Origin of the sequence: Leptospira ainazelensis, from assembly GCF_016918785.1 — a bacterium.
Taxonomy (GTDB): Bacteria; Spirochaetota; Leptospiria; order Leptospirales; family Leptospiraceae; genus Leptospira; species Leptospira ainazelensis.
Genome location: NZ_JAFFPT010000079.1, coordinates 432,221 through 450,495 on the forward strand (window position 1 = coordinate 432,221; position 18,275 = coordinate 450,495).

Below are 18,275 nucleotides of genomic sequence, written 5' to 3' on the forward strand. Positions count from 1 at the left end.
AATCAATTTTAAAGTATTTTTACGATCCTTTTAAAGACGTCTTTCACACAAAACAACATGTCCCGAGTTTTTAGGAGATCCTACATTTGAGGTCAAATTCTATCTGAGGAGAGCCTCTTCTTATTCTAACTTTCGCTTCAGGAGTTCCTACTTTGTTTAAGAAACTCGAGTGTGAGAGTTCCCACGTTTTAAGAATTGTCCAGAAATCAAAATTTACCGATTCTCCCTAAACGTCTCCGCATCAGGAAAAAAACAAATTAGAATGGAATTTTTGGAAGGTCCAAGAATCGCTTTTTTCTCAAACCCTTTCCCAATCCATCTTAATGATAAGAATATAATTATCCCTCAGAGTGTAGGTAAAGATTACAACCTGCTTATGAAGATCCATGTCATAGACCGGTTCCGTTACGGTCCACTTTGCGTGATTCTGAACGACCTTTGCTTTGTGGCGTATAAAAAAAGGTCTCCACGCGTAATTGTTCCCGATCTCGGTCAGATCCGAATCCCAATCCTCTCCGGGATGAGAACGAAAATAAGTGGGAGTAATCTGATAACCGAAGATGTCGCAGGCAAAGACGGAAAGAATTTCGGAAGGAAGATTAGGAAGCATCAGATGCAACACAACGGGAAGATCTTCTTTACCGTTGTGTCTCAGCGCTTCCAACTTTTCTCCCAAAGCGTCGATCACGGCTTGGCCTTTCTGAAATTCTTCCAAGAGTTCCATAAATCTTAAGCCGGAGAATTTTTCGAGAGTGTCTCTCAGAGTTCGATTGAATTGTTTCTTATCTTGGAACTCTACCTGAGGTCTTGAAAAATAAAAACCTTGCAAAAGGTTCGCTCCCATCGAAAGAGCGAGATGCAATTCTTCTTCGGTTTCGATTCCTTCAAAAAGAAGATCGGAGCCGAGTTTCTGCGACATATCGGCGATCGCGCTGAGAACGTTCTTAAAAGATCTTCGGTTTAAACTTTCTCTCATGATCTTGATATCCACCTTCATGATATCAGGATGAATATAACCGATTCTTTCCAAATTGGAGAATCCGACTCCGAGGTCGTCGACGGCGATCTTAAATCCGTAGTCCTTAAAAACGTTTACGATCGAGAGAAGTTTTTCTATACTTCCGTCAAACTTATCCTCCGTAATCTCAAGGACTACGTCGGAAGGTGAAATTTCATATTTTTCTATCAGATTGAGAACGTGTAGTCTCTTAAGATCCAGAACGTCTCCGGTATGAATCATAGAAAGAAAGTTCGGCATCATGTTCAGGAAAAGTTTGGTTCTCATTCCCGTATCCTTCAGATGTCGAATCGCCTTTTCTCGGATCAGACGATCGATCTGAATCAAACGAACCGTATCCAACTCGGGATTGTGAAATTGATATCCTAAGGAACGATATTCGTTTTTTTCGGGAGAATAGAATCTTCCTAAAACTTCGTATCCGACTATATTACAATTGGTGACTTCCAGGATCGGTTGATAGTGGGGCTGGTAGTAATTCTCCCCATAAGAGAGAATGTTGCTTGTATCCTGGCTGTATAACATGATCGTTTAGATTCTCTTTATGGAATCCGCAAACTCGCGTCCGGCAAGCAAAATTCCGTACAAAAAGATTCAAATTAAGAGGAAGGAAAGACCACATTCTTCTTTTTTTTTATGAACGTTCGAAAAAACTGACAATTCTAAAGGTATTCTTGCATGAAAGAGGCGATCGGCCATCTTCTCAACCCTTCAACACTAGAACCCAATCTTGGTCTCTATCTAGGAACTCTTGGAATCGATAATTCCAGAGAGTATAAGTCTTCTTTCATCTCTTCCTGGAAAAAAATAGACTCCGTTTTAGTCGATTTGATTACAGATGATTTTCTTTTAACGCTCCGTATTTTTCGGGGTCCGGGCGCCTGCCGCGCTTTTCTAAACCTCTGGTTCACCGAGTCGGGCAAGTTTAGAGATTTTGAATGGGAAGGAAGTTCCGGCAAAGAGTTCTTATCCAGAGGAACGTTTCGAAACGGATACTGGAGTTTTACCCAGGGAAATCAGAGATTCAATTTTCGTTTGGATGACACGATCCAACAGGGATATACTCATTCTTCCATCCTCGCAACCGATCTGAATCTTCAATTGGACGCTCTTGTGAGCACGACGGAAAAGGTGCACAAACCGGTCTCTTCTCTCGAAACATCCGGGAAAGACTGGCTCTTCCGTCTAATCTCTCCCGATCTTTCCGTGAGAGGTCAACTCGCTCTGGACGAAGAGACTTGGAGTTTGGATTCTTCCGAAAAACTTTCTTACAGCGTGACTTCCGGTTTTAGCAATCAGTCTTTTATCCCGGAATCCCGGATTTACGGAAACGCAAACGCGAAGAATTCTTTTCGTCTCAACCTCAACGAGAATACGGGAATTCTTCTCTGGAGAAATGGAGTTCCCACATTTTTAGAATCCGCGACTTTTAAAAAAGAATCCCTGTCCTATGTTCTTCACGATCCTTCCGATCAAATCGAACTGACGGTGACCCCGATTCGAACCGTTCCTCGGATCATTTCCGGTTTTTTAGGAAAAAAAATTCCCATGGAAAGAGTGGAAGGGAAAATCTCGGGAAAGATTCGATTCGGAAACAAGAAGGAAACGATCAAGAAGGGTTTTGCAATCTTGGAAGTTTAGAGATTTTTCCTCGATCGTATCCCGAACGGACTGAAGCCCGTTTTCAAGTGTTTTTTTTCAACGCCGTTTTGTTTGTCGGATAAAATAGAATTCTATTTTATTTTTAGAATTTCGACCTCGATTTTAGAGACAAGGAATCATTTTCAATTCTTAAGAACCTTTCTTCCCTTCGATTCGATTCCTTTTTCATATTCTACTTTTTGAATATTTCTTTCCTTTTGTTTTTTTTTCTTCCTTCTTAGTTTTCAATGGTTGGTTTTTTTTTCTTCTCTTCTTCAAATTTACGGTCATTGCGTCCCTAAACCTGGGATATAAATTCAAGGCGTGGAAAAAATCCTCTTTGCTCAAAGTGTAAATTTCACAAATAGAAACGGATCTCACCGTCGCCGATCTAGGCTCCTCCGTTACGAGAGCAAGTTCTCCAAAAAATTGGCCTTCCGTTAAGGTCGCAATTACGTCGTGTTCGTTTAGCGCGAGAATTTCTACGGTTCCTTCGCTCAGGATATAAAGGTTATGACCTATATCACCTTTATGGAATATAATATCTCCGGGAAGAAAAATATGATGTTTCAGGGAAAAGACTAGGTTCGTTACCAACGCAGGTTCCGCTCCCTGTAAAAAAGGAACTTTTTCGAGAAGCCCTCTATGAAGATGAATCTTTACGTCCCTCTGAAGGGAAACCGGAAGATCGCTCAAAAGTTCCCTCTCGTTCTCACCCCATCCCCTTTCCATGATATACATATAATAATCTCGGATTTTTCTTCGAATTCCGAACGGAAGATTCCTCGCTCTTAAAAAAGAGTCCACTTGAGACATCCTTTTGATCTGCGCCGCTCTTACTAAATCCAAATTCCCGAGAATGCTCGCGATGTTTCCAATGACAGTCGCATAAACACCCGCGCCGAGCATCATAACGAGAGTCGCGTAGATTCTCTGGTTTGTATTTACGGGAACGATATCTCCGTAACCGACGGTGGCAAGAGTTGTTACGGTCCAATAGAAGGCCTTTACATACTCGTCCCAACCCGTTCGAAGAGAATCCAAATCATCCATGTATAACCAACCGATCGCACACCAGTGGGCTACGATCGTAATCCAAAATCCAAGAAGGACCAATCTCAAAACTCCGGGAGCCGGTTTAAACGCAAGATTGAGTCTATGAAGAATCCCGGGAATCCGAACCACCTTTACGATTCTTGTGATTCCTAAGAGTAAAAAAAGAAATGGATGTAAGGAAAAATCGATTCCAAAAATCCTCTGCGCCGCGATTTCGAATGGAAACGCGGCTACAAAATCAAAGATGAACCAAGTTTTGAAATACTTGACGATGGTTTCGCGTCTCACATAGATCCATTCGCCTTTTACGTATTCCGGAGAAAAGATGTTGAAAAGAATATCTCCAAAATACAAAAGATCGACTACAATGTAGAGACCGTTTACTGTTAGTCCTTGCTCGTAAGAGAGAACAACTCTAAGAGGAGACTCGACGGATGCGTAAAGAATACATATAAAGATCAAAAGATCCCAAAAAATTCTGATTCTACTATCGACGCGGAACATGCTCATTTCTTTTTTCTCCATTTGAGAGAACCAAAGAAGAAAGACCGAAATTTTTTCTTTCCGAATCCGACGTCTTTGGAGAGCGTTATAGTAGCTCAAAAAGGTTTTTTTAAAAAGAATTTATTTAAGAATGGGAATCTTTGTTTTTCTGAAACGTTCTACTGAGATCCATTTTGACGTTGAGTTTCCGAAGACTTTCCTGCATCGCGTCTCGAAATCCCGGATATAAACTCAGAGCTTCCAAAAAATCCTCTTTGCTGAGAGTATAGATCTCGCAGATAGAAGTACAACGGATCGTCGCGGAACGCGGTTCTGCGGTGACCAAGGCTAATTCTCCAAAAAATTGGCCGTCTCCGAGCGTTACGATCACTTTGGAATCGTCCGGAGACAAGACGTCGACATGACCTTCACTGAGGACATAAAGATTATGACCGATATCTCCCCTATGAAAGATGATATCTCCCGGAAGAAAAACGTGATGTTTTAATGAGAAGATGAGACTTGTTACAAGCGAAGAATCTGCCCCTTTTAGAAAAGGCACCTTTTCCAAAAATTCTCTGTGAAGATGTATTCTTACATCCCTTTGAAGGGATATCGGAAGGTCGCTTAACAATTCTTTTTCGTTTTCCCCCCATCCCCTTTCTATGATATACATATAATAATCTCGAATTTTTCTCCGAAGCCAAAAGGGAAGTTTTCTCGCTCTTAAGAACGAATCTACTTGAGCCATTCTCTGAAGTTTTGTCGCTCGGACGAGATCCAGATTGGCGAGGATACTTGCGACGTTACCGATCACGGTCGCGTAAAAAAGAGCTCCCGTAAGCATTACAAAGATCGTATATATCCTTTGATGCGTTGTCGTTGGAACGATATCCCCATATCCTACCGTTGTTAGGGTTGTGATGGTCCAGTAGAGAGCTTTCACATATTGATCGATACCGGTTTCGACGGAATCCAGATCGTCAATATACAACCATCCAATTGCGCACCAATGCGCGACTACGCTGATCCAAAAAAGAAGGAGCACCAATCTTAGAATTCCGGGCGCCGGTTTGAATGCAAGATTCAGTCTATAGAGAATTCCCGGGATACGGACGATTTTTAGAATACGAGTGATTCCAAAAAGAAGATATAAAAAAGGATGTGTGGTAAGATCCACTTCGAAAATCCCTTCCACAACGATCTCAAATGGAAAAGCGGCAAGGAAATCAAAGGCAAACCAAGTTTTGAAATACTTTAGAATCGTCTTTTTTTGTATGTGAATCCATTTTCCCTGAACGTCTTCGGGCGAAAAGATGTTCAAAAGAATGTCTCCAAAGAAGAGGAGATCCACAAAGAGATAGAGAGCGGTTACGACAAATCCTTGTTTGTATGAGAGGACTACTCTAAGAGGAGACTCGACGGATGCGTATAGAATGCAGACAAAGATCAAGATGTCCCAGAAGATTCTGCGTTTGTTGTCCACATGAAACATGCTCATCCGGTTTTTCTCCGCTCCTTTTTTTTATTTTTTTTTCTCCTCGGAATTCGTTTTCTTTCCGGGGGAAAGTCGGGCGTTTCCCTATCCTAGGGAATAGACTTGAGAATGAAATAATTTATAATTCGTCCCTCCGGTTCTCAAAGTTAACATTTATCAATGTTTTTTGGGGTTGAAAACTGGGAGTTCCTACTTTTGAAGCCTGCGGGTGAATTCTTAGAGAGAAAAACTGGGAGTTCCCACATTTTGGTTTCGAGAAGGACTTATGTCCAACGAGCTTCCTCTGGGAAAGGCCGAGAAAGAAGTTAAAAATCGATTTGTGAATCCAATGAAAGTAGGATCTCCCTCTTTTTCTTCGCGGGGGAAACGCGTTTTTCACGTTTCAATTCCTTGGAACCCCCCACAAAAGTAGGAACTCCCAATTCTAAAGATCCTCAGGCTCCGAGAATCAGATCCAAGACGACCTTTCCGTCTTCTTCTCCCGTAACGGAGTTCATCGCTCTTTCCGGATGAGGCATCATTCCCGCGATCTTGAAATTCTTCGAGGTAATTCCCGCAATCGCATCCAGAGAACCGTTTGGATTCTCCCCAAAATAACGAAAGAGAACTCTCCCCTCGTCTTCGAGTTGTTTGAGGACATCGGAGGTTGCAAAGTAGCAACCGTCCGCGTGTGCGATCGGAATTCTCAATTCTTTCTGAGGATCCAGAGAAGAAGTCACCGGATTACCGGCGGAACCTTTTTTCAAGGTCACGGTTTTACAGATGTATTTCAGAGTTTTGTTTCTTGTAAGAGCGCCCGGTAAAAACTCAGCTTCGGTAAGAATCTGAAAACCGTTGCAGATTCCGAAAAGTTTTCCGCCCTTATCAACGTGTTCTTTTACGGATTTCATCACTGGAGAAAAACCGGCCATCGCACCGGAACGAAGATAATCTCCATAGGAAAAACCGCCCGGAAGAATCACGAGTTCATATTTTTTTTCCAACTGATCTCTGTGCCAAATACGATCGACTTCAGCCTTATACTGATCTCTTAGAACTCTATAAATATCGGCGTCGCAATTGGAACCGGGAAACGTGATAACGGCAACTTTCATATTTTTTGAATATTAGCGGAATATGTTTCGATTACGTGATTTACAAGAATTTTGTCGCAGAGTCTTTCTACGTCTTTTCTCGCGGCTTCTTCGTTCGGAGCGTCGATCTTGAGTTCGATGTATTTCCCGACTCTCACGTCTTGAACCGATTTTTCTCCGACTTCGGAGAGAACTTTTTTCACCGTGCTCCCTTGCGGGTCCAGAACGGATTCTTTGAGGACTACCTGGATTTTTGCGATGTACATGAAAGTATGAGATCCTCTATCTTCTGGTATTTTTCTCTCAACTCGGAAATGAGTTTTTCCGGGAGATCGGGAGCCGGAGGCATCTTGTTCCAGTTCGTAGTTTCGAGATAATTCCGGAGGATCTGCTTGTCCAAACTCGGTGGAGAAATTCCTAAAGAATAGGTTTCCGCAGACCAATACCGGGAAGAATCCGGAGTGAGAAGCTCGTCGATCAGGATGACCTGTCCGTCCAAGATCCCAAACTCAAACTTGGTATCACAGAGAATGATTCCCGCCCTATCTACCACTTCAGAGGCGCGCAAGAAAATGGAAATCGATTTTTCTCTGAGAATTCCGAAGAGTTCTTTTCCGATTCGATTTTCCATCTCTTTCTCCGAGATGTTCTCGTCGTGACCTTCGTCGTTTTTCACCGCAGGAGTAAAAACGGGTTCGGGTAATTTCTGAGATTCTTTCAAACCTTTTGGAAGAGCAATTCCAGCAAGAGTTCCCGCGTCCTTATATTCTTTCCAACCCGAACCGGAAATATAACCGCGAACCACACATTCGTAGTCGATTCGTTTGCATTTTTTTACGAGAACAGACCTTCCTTCCAAATCAGGATGATTTTGAAACGGAGGAGGAAAATTCTTCACATCGGTTTCGAGGATATGATTGGGAATGTCTTTAAAATATTCAAACCAGGAAGTGGAGATCCGATTGAGAACCTTTCCTTTGTCCGGAACGGGTTGGGGAAAAACTACGTCGAATGCGGAAATTCGATCGGAAGAACTCAGGATTAATTTGTCACCGAGGTCGTAGATGTCTCGGACTTTTCCCTTATAAGAAGGATTCGGTAAATTCATAATTTCAAAACCATCATAGCGATATCGTCGTCATTTGTGCGTCTTTCGGAATGTGCAAGAATGGAATCCATCATAGAACCGAGAATGTCTCCGCTCTTTACAACTTCTTCTTCAAAGATTTTTTTAAGACGTTCTTCTCCGAGAATGTTCATACTTTTATCGGCGATTTCGGTCGCGCCGTCCGTGTAGAGAAGAAGGTAAGCGCCCTTCTCAAATTGAATCGTTTTGAATTCTTCGCTTACGTTGAGTTCGATCGGAATAATCAGAGGTCCCATTCCGGGAAGAGTAGTGACCTTTCCGTTTTGATAGAGCATGGGAGCGGGATGACCTCCATTCGAATATTCGAATATAAGATCTTTGTGAAGAATCCCGTAAAAAAAAGTGATCGAAAATTCTTCGGGAAGAATTTTTTCCAAATTGTGACGAAGTGTCTTCACCTTCTCCCTCAAATTTTGATCCGGAGAAAGACTAGAGACTTGCATCTTCAACATCGCCGCGAGGAGCGCCGCGGAAGGACCGTGCCCGGAACAATCCGCGATAAAAATATGAAGAGAATTGTTTTCGATCCAGGCGTCCGTGTAATCTCCGCCGATCTGCATGAGAGGTTGAAAGATCGTGCTCAAACTCACTCCGTTCCAGATAAGATCCTTTTCGGGAAGGAGTTCCTGTTGAACCTTGCGGGCCATGATCAATTCTCTTTCATAGTTTCTCTTTTGTTCGAAAAGTTCGTCTTGGAGAATTTTGATTCTTATAAAGGCGCGGATCTTTGCGATCAATTCCCGGGGTTGAAAGGGTTTGTGAATAAAGTCGTCCCCTCCGTGAGAGATCGCTTCGTCAAAACCCAATTCTCTGCTGATCGCGGTGATAAAAAGAATAGGGAGAAGTTTGAATCTTTCGATCTCTCTCAATTCTCTACAAAAGGAGAATCCGTCCTGGCCGGGCATGCTCACATCCAAGAGAAGAATATCGATTCGATTCGTTATAAGAATATTTCTCGCTTCGGCTGCGGATTCAGCGGTAAAAATTTGAAAACCGAGAGGTTTGAGAGTATGTACGATTAGCTTTAGATTGATTTCGGAATCATCGACCGCTAGAACCGTATGTTGACTGTAATCCGGAGCTGAGGACAATGTTTTTTTACTCTTCTCTTTCCGGGAGGTTTTCGCGGAGATCGCCGATCTTTGCAAGACGATATGCAAAACGGAATAAGACTAAAAAGAGAATGTGATACGCGAGAACTCCCAACCAAAAACTCTGACGAATGTCGGAATCCATTCCCCCTTTTCCAAGAACGGATTCGGGATGATTTCCGGGATTGTCCATCCAACGGATCGCTCCCCAAGTGATGACCGCATTGACCGCGCAGAGGATACTCAAGAAAGAAGAAAATATTTTTTTCTTAGAAGAATCCGTGATGAGGATTCTAAAGACAAAATAGGCGATCAAACTGATAAAGAGTACGGTGAAGGATTGAAGTCTTGCGTCGGTTTTGTCCCAAGCAACTCCCCAAGCGCTGTAGGCCCAGATTCTTCCGGAGAAAATGACCCCCGTCGCAAAGAGGAGTGAGATCTGATTGGCAGTGAGCGATAGGAGATCCCACTTTGGTTCCTTCTTCAAAAGATAAAGGACGGCGAAAAAGAGGGAGAAGATCGGACCATAGAGGGCTACCCACGCGACCGGAACGTGAAAGTAAAAAATTCTATGAGCGATTCCTTGCTGGAGAATCACGTTCGGATAATTGAGAGAAATCAAAACAGCCGTCGGAAAACCGACAAGAAAGATTGCTGATAAAATCCAGTCGAAAACGGGATGTGCAATTCGGATCTTCATACGAAAGAGAGTATTCGAGAGAATGCCGGCAGAATCAAGAAGATTCTTCAGGGTTCGTCGCCCGAAAGTTCTAAAAGTAGAATTCCGATTCCCGCATAAAAAGCGCAGAACGAAAGTAAGATGGCGAGTCCCGGGATCGGATCAAAAACGGGAAGTCTTTCGAGTTTTCTTTCGGCTTCCATTCCAAAGAGAAGAATCGGAATCGTAAAAGGAATCATGAGGAGCGGAAGTAGGATCTCCTTTAATCGGGAAGAATCACTGATATGACTCAGGGAAACTCCGAGAAAGGAAATACAAAGAACTCCGGGAAGGAGAAAAATCAAATTCACGGTCAGATCCCGGATTCCCAAAGGGAAGGCCTGAAAAAAAACGGATAATAAAATCATTAAGTAGAATGCCGCGATCGAAAGGCCGAAAAAGACCGCGAGAGATTTTGAAAGAAATCGCATCCAGATCGGAAGAAAGAGAGAGCTGATTCTCCCTCCCCCACTTTCCCTCTCTTCCCAAGCCGACTGACCGATAAAAACATAAGAAGTGAGAAAGAGGACCGACCATTTGATTCCGATCAAGGTTTGTCGGTCCAGTTTTCCCGTCTGTTCGAGGGCATAATTAAAGATGAATACGATCGACGTAATCAAAACTACGACGGAGAGGATTCCGTTGAGAGCCTTTCCTAAAAGTAGGAACTCCTTATAAAGAAGAGAAAGCAGAAGTTTCAATTTTTCCCTCCTTGAGGTTCCAGGTTGTAGTCTTTTGGGAAAAAGGAATTCCAGGATCGTGAGTCACCATGAGGACCGCAGAATTTTTAGAATATTCTTCCAAGAGACGAACTGCAATTTCCAAACCCGTTCGATCGAGGGCCGTAAAAGGTTCATCCAGAAGAATCAAATCTCCGCCCGTGAGGAGCGCGCGAATCAGAGCGGCCTTTTGTTTCATTCCTCTGGAGAATGTAAAGATCGGATCCTCTCTCCGCGTCCAGAGTTTGAAAGACCGAAGTAGGAACTCCACCTTTTCCCCGGCAAACTCCATTCCTGCAATCGAGAGAAAATAACGAAGATTCTCCTCCAAACTTAGAGAAGTATAAAGCCCGAGTTCGTGACCCAAGTAGGAGATCTGCGGCTTTTTAGAATTCGAATCCGAAAAAGAAAAGGATTCTTTATGATGGAGATGGTTGAGAATACTTCGAAGAAGGGTTGTTTTTCCGGCGCCGTTGTCGCCTCGGAGAAGAATCAATTCTCCCCGGAAAAGAGAGAAGGAGATCTGTTTGAGAATCTGTTTTTTTCCGATAGAATAAGATAGATCTTTGCAGACGAGAAGCGCGTGTTCTTGAGATGGCAAACCGATTCCTCTTATGATGTCAGACTCTCCTCAGAAACAGAATTTACAATGCGTTTTTTCCGTTCTCCACGGAGGAGTTCCTACTTTCTTAAGAAAGCTCCGGATTCTCATTCCCTTCCTTTTTTTCTTTCTCTTCTTCAATGCCCCCGTTCAGGGACAACTGAATATCGGAGGGCAATACTATTCCGGACTTCTCTGGGGAGAAAACGAAATTCTTTCCCCGGAATACTACAACGACGGTTCTTTTTTAAGATCGGAACAGGATTTCATTCTCAGCGCGGGAAGAAATTGGAAGGGAGATCCGCCTCCTTCCAAGGGAAGTTTTATCTTTGAGGGAAAGGAAATTCTCAATTCCGGACGTTTCAACAACGAGGCGGTTCTTCTTTTAGAAAAAGGGAAAACGGAAGAACGGACGAAGGCAATCTCCATGTTGGAAGAAGGAATCCGCTTTGATCCGAAATTCTTTCCTTTTCGATACAATTTGGGAAGAGCCTTCCACTTGGAAAAAAAATACCAGAAGGCGATCATTCAGTTCGAATATGCAAGTTCCGAAATTCCGGAATATTACAGGACCTACATTCATTTAGGAACGTTGTATGAAACCACGAGGGAACCGATCAACGCGACGATTCTCTGGAGAAAAGCCGTCTCCCTAAATCCCTTTCATACGGAGGCGCTTCTTCTTTTAGCGGATCACTACATACGAACCGATCTCAAAAACAGGGCCCTTCTCTATATTAAGGAAGCCTCCCGAATCGACGAACAAAGTCCCGACGCAAGAATGGGAAAAGCAAGAATCGAACTCTTATCTTCCAAGGACCTCTACGCTTATAGAATTTTTAAGAATACGGAACTCGTCGACGACCTAGGACAAAAAAAACAATACAATAAGAAGTTTCACTTTTTCTTCGCGGAAACCGCGAGTAAGGTCGGCGATTATGTCACCGCCGCAGACCAATACGAACAACTTCTCAAATATCCGAACGATCCTTTCTTTTCCGAATTCTCCTACAAGGTTATAGAAAGGAGAAGAGACCTTGCGAAACGTTTTGCCGAGATCAAGTCCCTGGAAGAGGAAAACAAAAACGACTGAAAAAGGGTTTGCTTTTTTCAATTTTCTTCTGTTATCTTGAACCTTGGAGGAATTTATGAAAAAAATCACCTGGCTCACAATCCTGCTTTTCCTCCTTAACGTTTCTGCGTTCGCGCAGTCCAAAGAGAAAGGGCAGGACGACCTGAGTCGTTCCGACGTATTTTCTGAACATGGGAGTTCCTACACTAAATCCCTTCAGAAAATCGTAAGAGATCTGGAAACCACGATCAATGAGAGACTCACGGATTTAGAGAAGAAACATTCTCTTCTCGTAATTCTGAGACCGGAACTCGAAAAGGTGCAAACAATCGTCACGGAAGACATCCCTTTTACTTTTGACGAAGGATATGAGAGCAACTTGCTCAAGTACGTTCGTTTCAAATTTGAGGGCGGCAAAATCAAGGAAGTTGAACTCGCCTCTGAGAAAAAAAGAATTCAGTATGAATTTGCTTTTGAAAACAAGAGACTGATTTTCTCTCCTCCGGACGTATTGGCATCTCAGGTCAAACTCGAAAGATTCGACAAAATAGAGAATACGAAAGTGGGAGATATCTCTCTGGAAAATCAGATCAAGGCTCTGAGGCTCTTAGAGTCCAGCCTAAGATCTTCGATTTACCGGATCGATATCATGATCGCTTTGTATAAAGACAAGAAAGATAGAAAGAATCTCTATCAGATCGATATCTGATCAAACGCGGAGGGAGCTCAGATCGGTCGCACGAATGAGTTCCCCCGTAAAAGCGCTCTTATAATTCGTAAAAACCTCCTCCGTTTTCCCAAAATCCAAAAGTTTTCCTTTTTCCAAAATTCCTATTTGATCGCAGAATTTTCTCGCCGTCCTTAGGTTATGAGTTATGAGAAGAATCGTTAGTTTTTTTTCTCGAGTGATTTTCTTAAGAAAAAGTAGGACCTCATTCAGAAGAATCGGATCCAAGGCACCGAGCGCCTCGTCCAAGAAAAGAACCTTCGGCTCCGTGAGAAGCGCTCGAAGGATCGATGCCCTCTGAAGTTCCCCTCCGGAGAAGGAGAGAACATTTCGATTGAGATCTTTTCCCGAAAGTTGGAAAGAATGTAGGAACTCATAAAAGGATTCTTCTCCTCGCTTCGCAACTTCTCCACCGAGAATACGAAGAGGTTCCTTAAGAGCTCTTTCTAAAGACCAGGAAGGATTAAAACTGCTGACTGAATCTTGAAAAACGGGCTGGAGAAGATGAATTGGGATCTCGCCTCGGGATTTCCCAAAGAAAAAAATAGAACCTCGCAGCTCTACATTCTTAAATGTGGGAACTCCCAAAAGAGAACGAAAAAGGGAAGTCTTTCCGGAACCAGAACGCCCCAGAATTCCAAGGATTTTCCCCGGGGCCACTTCAATAGAAATAGAATCCAATATGATTCTTTCTTCAAATTGTAAATTGAGTCCCCTAATTTCTATGGCTTTCTCAGAATCCGACATTTTTCCAAAATATGCGAGTCATATAACAAGGACAAGAATTCTAAAAAGTAGGAACTCCCAGCGTTTTTTTTCTTAATTCTTCACAATTTTTTTAACCAAAATCTTACTTTTCCCCTTTTTCGAATCGATTTCAAGAACCGTAAAAAAGTATGGGAATATTCATCTTAAACTCAGAAAGGCAAATCCGATCCGTTTTCGAAGACAGGAAATCTGAAATCGTGACTCTCCTCATTCCAGAAGCTCGAATTCTCTCCATGTCAAAAGAAGAGAGGAAGGAATTTCCGAAGAAACTCGCCCCTCTCATTCGAAAGTATCAAAAATACTTAGTCTCCTCAAAACGACTTCATTCCAAAGCCGGAAAGATTCTTTACAATCGAGATCAGGGACCTCTTAAAAAATTGAATCTCAGAATGAAGAATTCGGATTGGAATCTTCTAAGCGTCCTCGCTGCAACGCACGGAGTCTCAAGGTGCTTTCTAGTAAATTATCTTCTCTGGCTTGACGAAATAGGAGTAGGAGAATCTCTCTTTGAAAAGGTTTACCAGGGAGTTCCCACCTCAAAAGGAATCTACCAGTTTAAGTGGGATATTCACTTCGAAACCAATAGACTCATTCGATCCCTTCAAGTAGAACCAGCAAAAATTTTTATCGATTCTTATCGATCAAAAAAGAAGCCGCCAACTTGAATTTGACCCGTGAGAATTCGAAATTTTGTGCTTTTTAGACTGGCTGAGAATAAATTGTAAGAACTCCTAATTATTTTTTAGAATAAAAAATAATTCTATTAGTACTTGCCCAATCCAAATGAAAAAGAAAAGTTTAGAGGAGAATGGAAGTAAAAATCACAGAAGTAGGTCCAAGAGACGGGTTGCAAAATGAGAAAATTCCGGTTTCCACATCGGATAAATTCGAATATATTCAACTTCTAATTAAAGCAGGTCTAAAAAACATTGAGGTCACCTCTTTCGTAAAAAAGGAATCCATCCCTCAGTTAGCAGATGCCACCGAACTCTCCTCTCTCTTAGACTTCAAAGATAAAATACATTATTCTGCCCTCACTCCAAACTTAAAGGGATATGAAGCAGCAATGATTGCAGGTTATAAAGAGGTAGCTGTCTTTACTGCAGCTTCGGAATCCTTTACTAAAAAAAATATCAATCGCACGATAACCGAATCTATCAACGGATTTAAAGAAATTTTTGAAGAGGCAAGAAAGGATGGAATCAAAGTTCGAGGATATGTCTCGACAGTAATTGATTGCCCTTACGAAGGACAAGTAGATCCAAAAAAAGTATTAGAAGTATCTAAAATCCTCTTCGAACTCGGAGCCTATGAAATTTCTCTTGGGGAAACAATAGGCACAGGAGTTCCCACAGAGGTAGAAAGATTGCTTGAGGTGCTTTTAAAAGAAATCCCCTCCCATTATTTGGCGGGGCATTTTCACGATACTTACGGAATGGCAATTGCGAATGTGGAGAAAGCGTTTTCTATGGGAATCCGATCTTTCGATTCTTCTTCAGGAGGACTCGGGGGATGTCCTTATGCGAAAGGTGCGGCCGGAAATTTAGCAACCGAAGATCTGGTCTACTTTCTCGAAAAGTCAGGAGTTCCCACAGGGATTAATCCAAGTCTTCTCTGGGAAGCCTCCGCTTTTATGGAAAAAGCGATTTCTAGGGATCTTCAATCTAGAACCTACATAGCGGCGAAGAAAAAAAGAGAAGCTTGAATCTTAACGTCTCTGAAGAAAAACTTAAAAAGACATTAGAAAAAATATTCAAGAAATACGAATCTCCTGAATTTCTTTCCAGTGATCCGATAGAGTTCCCACATTCTTATACAAACTCCGGAGATCAGGAGGTTTCCGGATTGATTTCTGCCCTTTTTTCTTATGGAAACGTCACCGCAATCAAGAACCACCTTAGGAACCTCTTCTCAATTTGTGGGAACTCCCCTCACGACTTCCTCCTAAAGCAAGACCTCTCTCTGATCCGAAAAGAACTCAAACCCTATCGTTTCCAGAAACCAAAAGACACGCTTCTCTTTCTCCAAACCCTCCAAGAACATCTCAAAGCCGACCCATGCAAAAGTTTGGAATCCCTCTTTTCCATGCCACAAGATGGAGAATTCGAACTCAATGTCAAAGAGCAGGAGATCCTACAAAAAGGAGGAAGCCTTCGTCAAAGAATTCTTTCCTTCCAAATGCGATTTAGAGCGATCTCACAAAAGATAAGCCCAAAAAATATGAGTTCCTACGGATACAAATTTCTTATCGGACAAGGACTCAATACTTCCTCCCTCAAGAGGTATTCCATGTATCTTCGTTGGATGGTTAGAAAGAGATTCCCGGATTTAGGAATTTACAATAGCATATCGGAAAAAGAGCTCATATTTCCCCTCGATATTCATATTCAAAGAATCGCAAGTGTTCTGAAAATCAGTTCGAGAAAAACAGCCGACTGGAGGAAGGCGGAAGAAATCACGGCCTTTTTTCGAAAAATTTTTCCGGAAGACCCGGTCCGCGGAGATTTTGCCCTGAGTCGATTAGGGATCCTAAGACAATGCAAATCAAAGTACGTGATTGAACTCTGTGAGACCTGCCAGATCAAAACGATTTGCTCGGTTTATGGCAAAAATTCTCTCAAAAAATCAATTAGTAAGTAAGAATCCGAAAGTCGGTTCTTGCAAAATCCCTTTTAAAAAGGAGTTCCCACAAATTGTGTTTTATAAAGGGAAAAAAAATTATAGCCTGAAAAGCTTAGAATCATCGAAGCTTTTTTAATTTACAAGCGCTCGCCGCAATAAACCCGGAATCTAAACTCTCGGACAGGATAATCGAAGAAGAAATAGAAGCGGCGCACCTTTTAACTTCTGCCTCATCATACAAGGAAGAGGAAATTACATCATCAACTTTGGGCGCAGGTAAACCTGCCGCAATCGTAAGCGAAGGCAAGGTAAGAATCGAACTCGGACGCATTAGCGAATTCGGAACCGCCAGGACTGCGAAAAAAGCAGCCGTGTCAATTTCTAATTTTGCTTCCTCTATCGTTACAGTATCCTTCCCTTGAAACTGATAGTATGTGGAGCAAAAGAATTGAGTTGAGGTTATAATCGTAAAGATAACCAAGAACCTAAAAAACATTCTTCCTGAATTCATAGAATTCCTCTCATTTGAAAAATATTCTGATAAGTCGAATCCACAAAAGAAAATGTCAAATTGAATCTCCAGGAAAATTAGCTCATGTTATATAATGGCTTATCCCAAAACTAAGAAATGTAGGAACTCCAATAAAAATTTAACAATAATAAGTTTGTTAGGAAGTTCATAAGCTGCTTAGGGAAAGTAATCTGTGGGAACACCCGCGTTTTTATTACAAACTTAACGAATGTTAAAGGCGATTTCTTTTAAAGTTTTGGAACAAGCTCTAAACTGAAAAGATAAGATCATCCATAATGACATTGTTATGCGAAGCTAAAATTATAGATCCATTCAGGAAAATATCTTACTTCTATTTATGAGAAAGCGTTTCATCCCGGAAACGATCGAATTCAAAATTTTACTTGAATCTTTGGAGATTGAAGAATCCCTATATAAACGTGAATTCATTTCGCAAAGACATTATCTTAAAATTATAAATACTACCAGGGTGTTCACATCCAATCGGATTGTGAAAGCAAATCTACGAAAATAGATGCAAAATTCGCGGAAAGATTTTAAAAAGCTCCATCAAGCCGGTTGTTTTGTGATCCCAAATCCTTGGGACGTCGGAACTGCGCGCTACCTCCAGTCACTTGGTTTTCGAGCTCTCGCAACCACTTCTGCCGGCCTCGCGTTTTCTAAAGGACTACCTGACACTGACTGGGCCATTGCTCGAGATCAAATGCTCGCTCATATTACGGAGATAGTCGAAGCGACCGACATTCCGGTCAGTGCGGATTTTGAATCAGGCTATGCTTCTGATCTTAAGTCCTTAGAGGAGAATGTAAGACTCTGCGCGCAGACGGGTGTTGCGGGAATGTCCATAGAAGACGCGACCGGAAATCCCAAGGAACCTTTGTTCGATTTAGAAACCGCTGTTTCAAGAATTCGAATTGCAAAAAAAGCGATAGAAAGTTCGGGTAGAAATGTTCTCTTAACTGCACGTGCAGAAAGTGTATTATTATCCGTTCCGAACGCACTCAAAGACGCACAAAGAAGATTGGCTGCGTATAAGGACGCGGGAGCCGACGTCTTATACGCCCCCGGAATCAGTACAAGAGAAGAAATCCAATCCATCTTAGATGTTGCGGATAACGTACCCGTAAATGTGTTGATGGGTTCCTATACAGGACTTTCCGTTGAAGATTTAGCCTCAATGGGAGTCAGGAGAATCTCCTTAGGTTCAGCCTTAGTTCGTGCGGCATGGAGCACTTTTATGGAAGTTTCGGAAACAATCCTGAAAACCGGATCATTCGAAACGTTGAAATCGAATATCCCATTTAAAAATCTCAATGAATTTTTCAGAACCGATCATGCACTTCGTGAAAATAAAGGAAACAAAAGTATTATTTAGTGTCGATTCTCACCGCAGAATCAATGAGAGAAACGGACGTAAGACTTGCCAAACGATTGCACTTTCTTCCAGTATCCTATAATTCTTATAAAACCCTCTTAAAGTTGGTTCGTATCTCCCCCCGGTTTCTATCG

17 protein-coding genes and 2 pseudogenes are annotated in these 18,275 nt (G+C 42.1%); 7 read left to right on the forward strand and 12 right to left on the reverse strand.

Annotated features, from left to right (window positions below):
* Nucleotides 1–298: 298 nt before the first annotated feature.
* Complete coding sequence (locus JWG44_RS20830; RefSeq protein WP_205276969.1) at nucleotides 299–1,543, reverse strand: EAL domain-containing protein; 1,245 nt, start codon at nucleotides 1,541–1,543, stop codon at nucleotides 299–301.
* 153 nt (nucleotides 1,544–1,696) lie between these two features.
* On the opposite strand from JWG44_RS20830, the gene JWG44_RS20835 reads away from it, so the two are divergent.
* Entirely contained in the window at nucleotides 1,697–2,659 is a 963-nt protein-coding gene (locus JWG44_RS20835; RefSeq protein WP_205276970.1) for a hypothetical protein, read from the forward strand.
* Between the two features lie 186 nt (nucleotides 2,660–2,845).
* Here JWG44_RS20835 and JWG44_RS20840 read toward each other — a convergent pair whose 3' ends face one another.
* From JWG44_RS20840 to JWG44_RS20880, 9 genes are all read right to left on the reverse strand, one after another.
* Nucleotides 2,846–4,225 carry a cyclic nucleotide-binding domain-containing protein gene (locus JWG44_RS20840; protein WP_205276971.1) on the reverse strand — a complete coding sequence of 460 codons (1,380 nt, stop codon included), beginning with the start codon at nucleotides 4,223–4,225 and terminating at the stop codon, nucleotides 2,846–2,848.
* Nucleotides 4,226–4,343: 118 nt separating this feature from the next.
* Nucleotides 4,344–5,699 (reverse strand): ion transporter, encoded by a 1,356-nt coding sequence (locus tag JWG44_RS20845; protein WP_205276972.1) that lies wholly within the window; start codon nucleotides 5,697–5,699, stop codon nucleotides 4,344–4,346.
* A gap of 431 nt (nucleotides 5,700–6,130) precedes the next feature.
* A complete protein-coding gene (gene purQ / locus JWG44_RS20850) occupies nucleotides 6,131–6,790 on the reverse strand; it encodes a phosphoribosylformylglycinamidine synthase subunit PurQ (protein ID WP_205276973.1) in 660 nt (219 codons plus the stop codon).
* Nucleotides 6,787–7,035 carry a phosphoribosylformylglycinamidine synthase subunit PurS gene (gene purS, locus JWG44_RS20855; protein ID WP_004425658.1) on the reverse strand — a complete coding sequence of 83 codons (249 nt, stop codon included), beginning with the start codon at nucleotides 7,033–7,035 and terminating at the stop codon, nucleotides 6,787–6,789. The genes purQ and purS overlap by 4 nt, the downstream gene beginning before the upstream one ends.
* Nucleotides 7,011–7,877 carry a phosphoribosylaminoimidazolesuccinocarboxamide synthase gene (locus JWG44_RS20860; protein WP_205276974.1) on the reverse strand — a complete coding sequence of 289 codons (867 nt, stop codon included), beginning with the start codon at nucleotides 7,875–7,877 and terminating at the stop codon, nucleotides 7,011–7,013. The genes purS and JWG44_RS20860 overlap by 25 nt, the downstream gene beginning before the upstream one ends.
* Nucleotides 7,874–9,007 (reverse strand): PP2C family protein-serine/threonine phosphatase, encoded by a 1,134-nt coding sequence (locus JWG44_RS20865; protein ID WP_205276975.1) that lies wholly within the window; start codon nucleotides 9,005–9,007, stop codon nucleotides 7,874–7,876. The genes JWG44_RS20860 and JWG44_RS20865 overlap by 4 nt, the downstream gene beginning before the upstream one ends.
* A gap of 7 nt (nucleotides 9,008–9,014) precedes the next feature.
* Entirely contained in the window at nucleotides 9,015–9,707 is a 693-nt protein-coding gene (gene ccsA / locus JWG44_RS20870) for a cytochrome c biogenesis protein CcsA (RefSeq protein WP_205276976.1), read from the reverse strand.
* A 47-nt stretch (nucleotides 9,708–9,754) separates the two neighbouring features.
* Nucleotides 9,755–10,426 (reverse strand): heme exporter protein CcmB, encoded by a 672-nt coding sequence (locus JWG44_RS20875; protein ID WP_205276977.1) that lies wholly within the window; start codon nucleotides 10,424–10,426, stop codon nucleotides 9,755–9,757.
* Complete coding sequence (locus tag JWG44_RS20880; RefSeq protein WP_205276978.1) at nucleotides 10,398–11,045, reverse strand: ABC transporter ATP-binding protein; 648 nt, start codon at nucleotides 11,043–11,045, stop codon at nucleotides 10,398–10,400. The genes JWG44_RS20875 and JWG44_RS20880 overlap by 29 nt, the downstream gene beginning before the upstream one ends.
* A gap of 100 nt (nucleotides 11,046–11,145) precedes the next feature.
* On the opposite strand from JWG44_RS20880, the pseudogene JWG44_RS20885 reads away from it, so the two are divergent.
* Both JWG44_RS20885 and JWG44_RS20890 read left to right on the forward strand, forming a co-directional pair.
* Nucleotides 11,146–12,138, forward strand: a pseudogene (locus tag JWG44_RS20885) (hypothetical protein); the annotation flags it as partial.
* Between the two features lie 33 nt (nucleotides 12,139–12,171).
* A pseudogene (locus tag JWG44_RS20890) lies at nucleotides 12,172–12,826 on the forward strand (hypothetical protein).
* Here the strand turns inward: JWG44_RS20890 and JWG44_RS20895 are convergent.
* The gene (locus JWG44_RS20895) at nucleotides 12,827–13,591 is read right to left on the reverse strand and encodes an ABC transporter ATP-binding protein (protein WP_205276979.1); all 765 of its coding nucleotides are present in this window, start codon (nucleotides 13,589–13,591) and stop codon (nucleotides 12,827–12,829) included.
* A gap of 149 nt (nucleotides 13,592–13,740) precedes the next feature.
* Between JWG44_RS20895 and JWG44_RS20900 the strand changes: the two genes are divergently transcribed.
* The 3 genes from JWG44_RS20900 (at nucleotide 13,741) to JWG44_RS20910 (ending at nucleotide 16,252) form a co-directional block, all read left to right on the forward strand.
* Nucleotides 13,741–14,277: a DUF1564 domain-containing protein gene (locus tag JWG44_RS20900; RefSeq protein ID WP_205276980.1), complete on the forward strand. Its 537-nt coding sequence runs from the start codon at nucleotides 13,741–13,743 to the stop codon at nucleotides 14,275–14,277.
* Nucleotides 14,278–14,420: 143 nt separating this feature from the next.
* A complete protein-coding gene (locus JWG44_RS20905; protein ID WP_205276981.1) occupies nucleotides 14,421–15,317 on the forward strand; it encodes a hydroxymethylglutaryl-CoA lyase in 897 nt (298 codons plus the stop codon).
* A complete protein-coding gene (locus tag JWG44_RS20910) occupies nucleotides 15,314–16,252 on the forward strand; it encodes a TIGR02757 family protein (protein WP_205276982.1) in 939 nt (312 codons plus the stop codon). Before JWG44_RS20905 ends, JWG44_RS20910 begins: the two co-directional genes overlap by 4 nt.
* 100 nt (nucleotides 16,253–16,352) lie before the next feature.
* Here JWG44_RS20910 and JWG44_RS20915 read toward each other — a convergent pair whose 3' ends face one another.
* Nucleotides 16,353–16,745 carry a hypothetical protein gene (locus JWG44_RS20915; RefSeq protein WP_205276983.1) on the reverse strand — a complete coding sequence of 131 codons (393 nt, stop codon included), beginning with the start codon at nucleotides 16,743–16,745 and terminating at the stop codon, nucleotides 16,353–16,355.
* Between the two features lie 535 nt (nucleotides 16,746–17,280).
* Between JWG44_RS20915 and JWG44_RS20920 the strand changes: the two genes are divergently transcribed.
* A complete protein-coding gene (locus tag JWG44_RS20920) occupies nucleotides 17,281–18,141 on the forward strand; it encodes an isocitrate lyase/PEP mutase family protein (RefSeq protein WP_205276984.1) in 861 nt (286 codons plus the stop codon).
* The last annotated feature ends 134 nt before the right edge of the window (nucleotides 18,142–18,275 follow it).

Bases quoted from the DNA above. Each gene is read 5' to 3' on its own strand.
- JWG44_RS20920 (WP_205276984.1), top strand. From the start codon at position 17,281: ATGCAAAATTCGCGGAAAGATTTTAAAAAGCTCCATCAAGCCGGTTGT.
- JWG44_RS20895 (WP_205276979.1), bottom strand. From the start codon at position 13,591: ATGTCGGATTCTGAGAAAGCCATAGAAATTAGGGGACTCAATTTACAA.
- JWG44_RS20845 (WP_205276972.1), bottom strand. From the start codon at position 5,699: ATGAGCATGTTTCATGTGGACAACAAACGCAGAATCTTCTGGGACATC.
- JWG44_RS20860 (WP_205276974.1), bottom strand. From the start codon at position 7,877: ATGAATTTACCGAATCCTTCTTATAAGGGAAAAGTCCGAGACATCTAC.
- JWG44_RS20840 (WP_205276971.1), bottom strand. From the start codon at position 4,225: ATGAGCATGTTCCGCGTCGATAGTAGAATCAGAATTTTTTGGGATCTT.
- JWG44_RS20900 (WP_205276980.1), top strand. From the start codon at position 13,741: ATGGGAATATTCATCTTAAACTCAGAAAGGCAAATCCGATCCGTTTTC.
- JWG44_RS20830 (WP_205276969.1), bottom strand. From the start codon at position 1,543: ATGTTATACAGCCAGGATACAAGCAACATTCTCTCTTATGGGGAGAAT.
- purQ (WP_205276973.1), bottom strand. From the start codon at position 6,790: ATGAAAGTTGCCGTTATCACGTTTCCCGGTTCCAATTGCGACGCCGAT.
- purS (WP_004425658.1), bottom strand. From the start codon at position 7,035: ATGTACATCGCAAAAATCCAGGTAGTCCTCAAAGAATCCGTTCTGGAC.
- JWG44_RS20905 (WP_205276981.1), top strand. From the start codon at position 14,421: ATGGAAGTAAAAATCACAGAAGTAGGTCCAAGAGACGGGTTGCAAAAT.
- ccsA (WP_205276976.1), bottom strand. From the start codon at position 9,707: ATGAAGATCCGAATTGCACATCCCGTTTTCGACTGGATTTTATCAGCA.
- JWG44_RS20835 (WP_205276970.1), top strand. From the start codon at position 1,697: ATGAAAGAGGCGATCGGCCATCTTCTCAACCCTTCAACACTAGAACCC.
- JWG44_RS20915 (WP_205276983.1), bottom strand. From the start codon at position 16,745: ATGAATTCAGGAAGAATGTTTTTTAGGTTCTTGGTTATCTTTACGATT.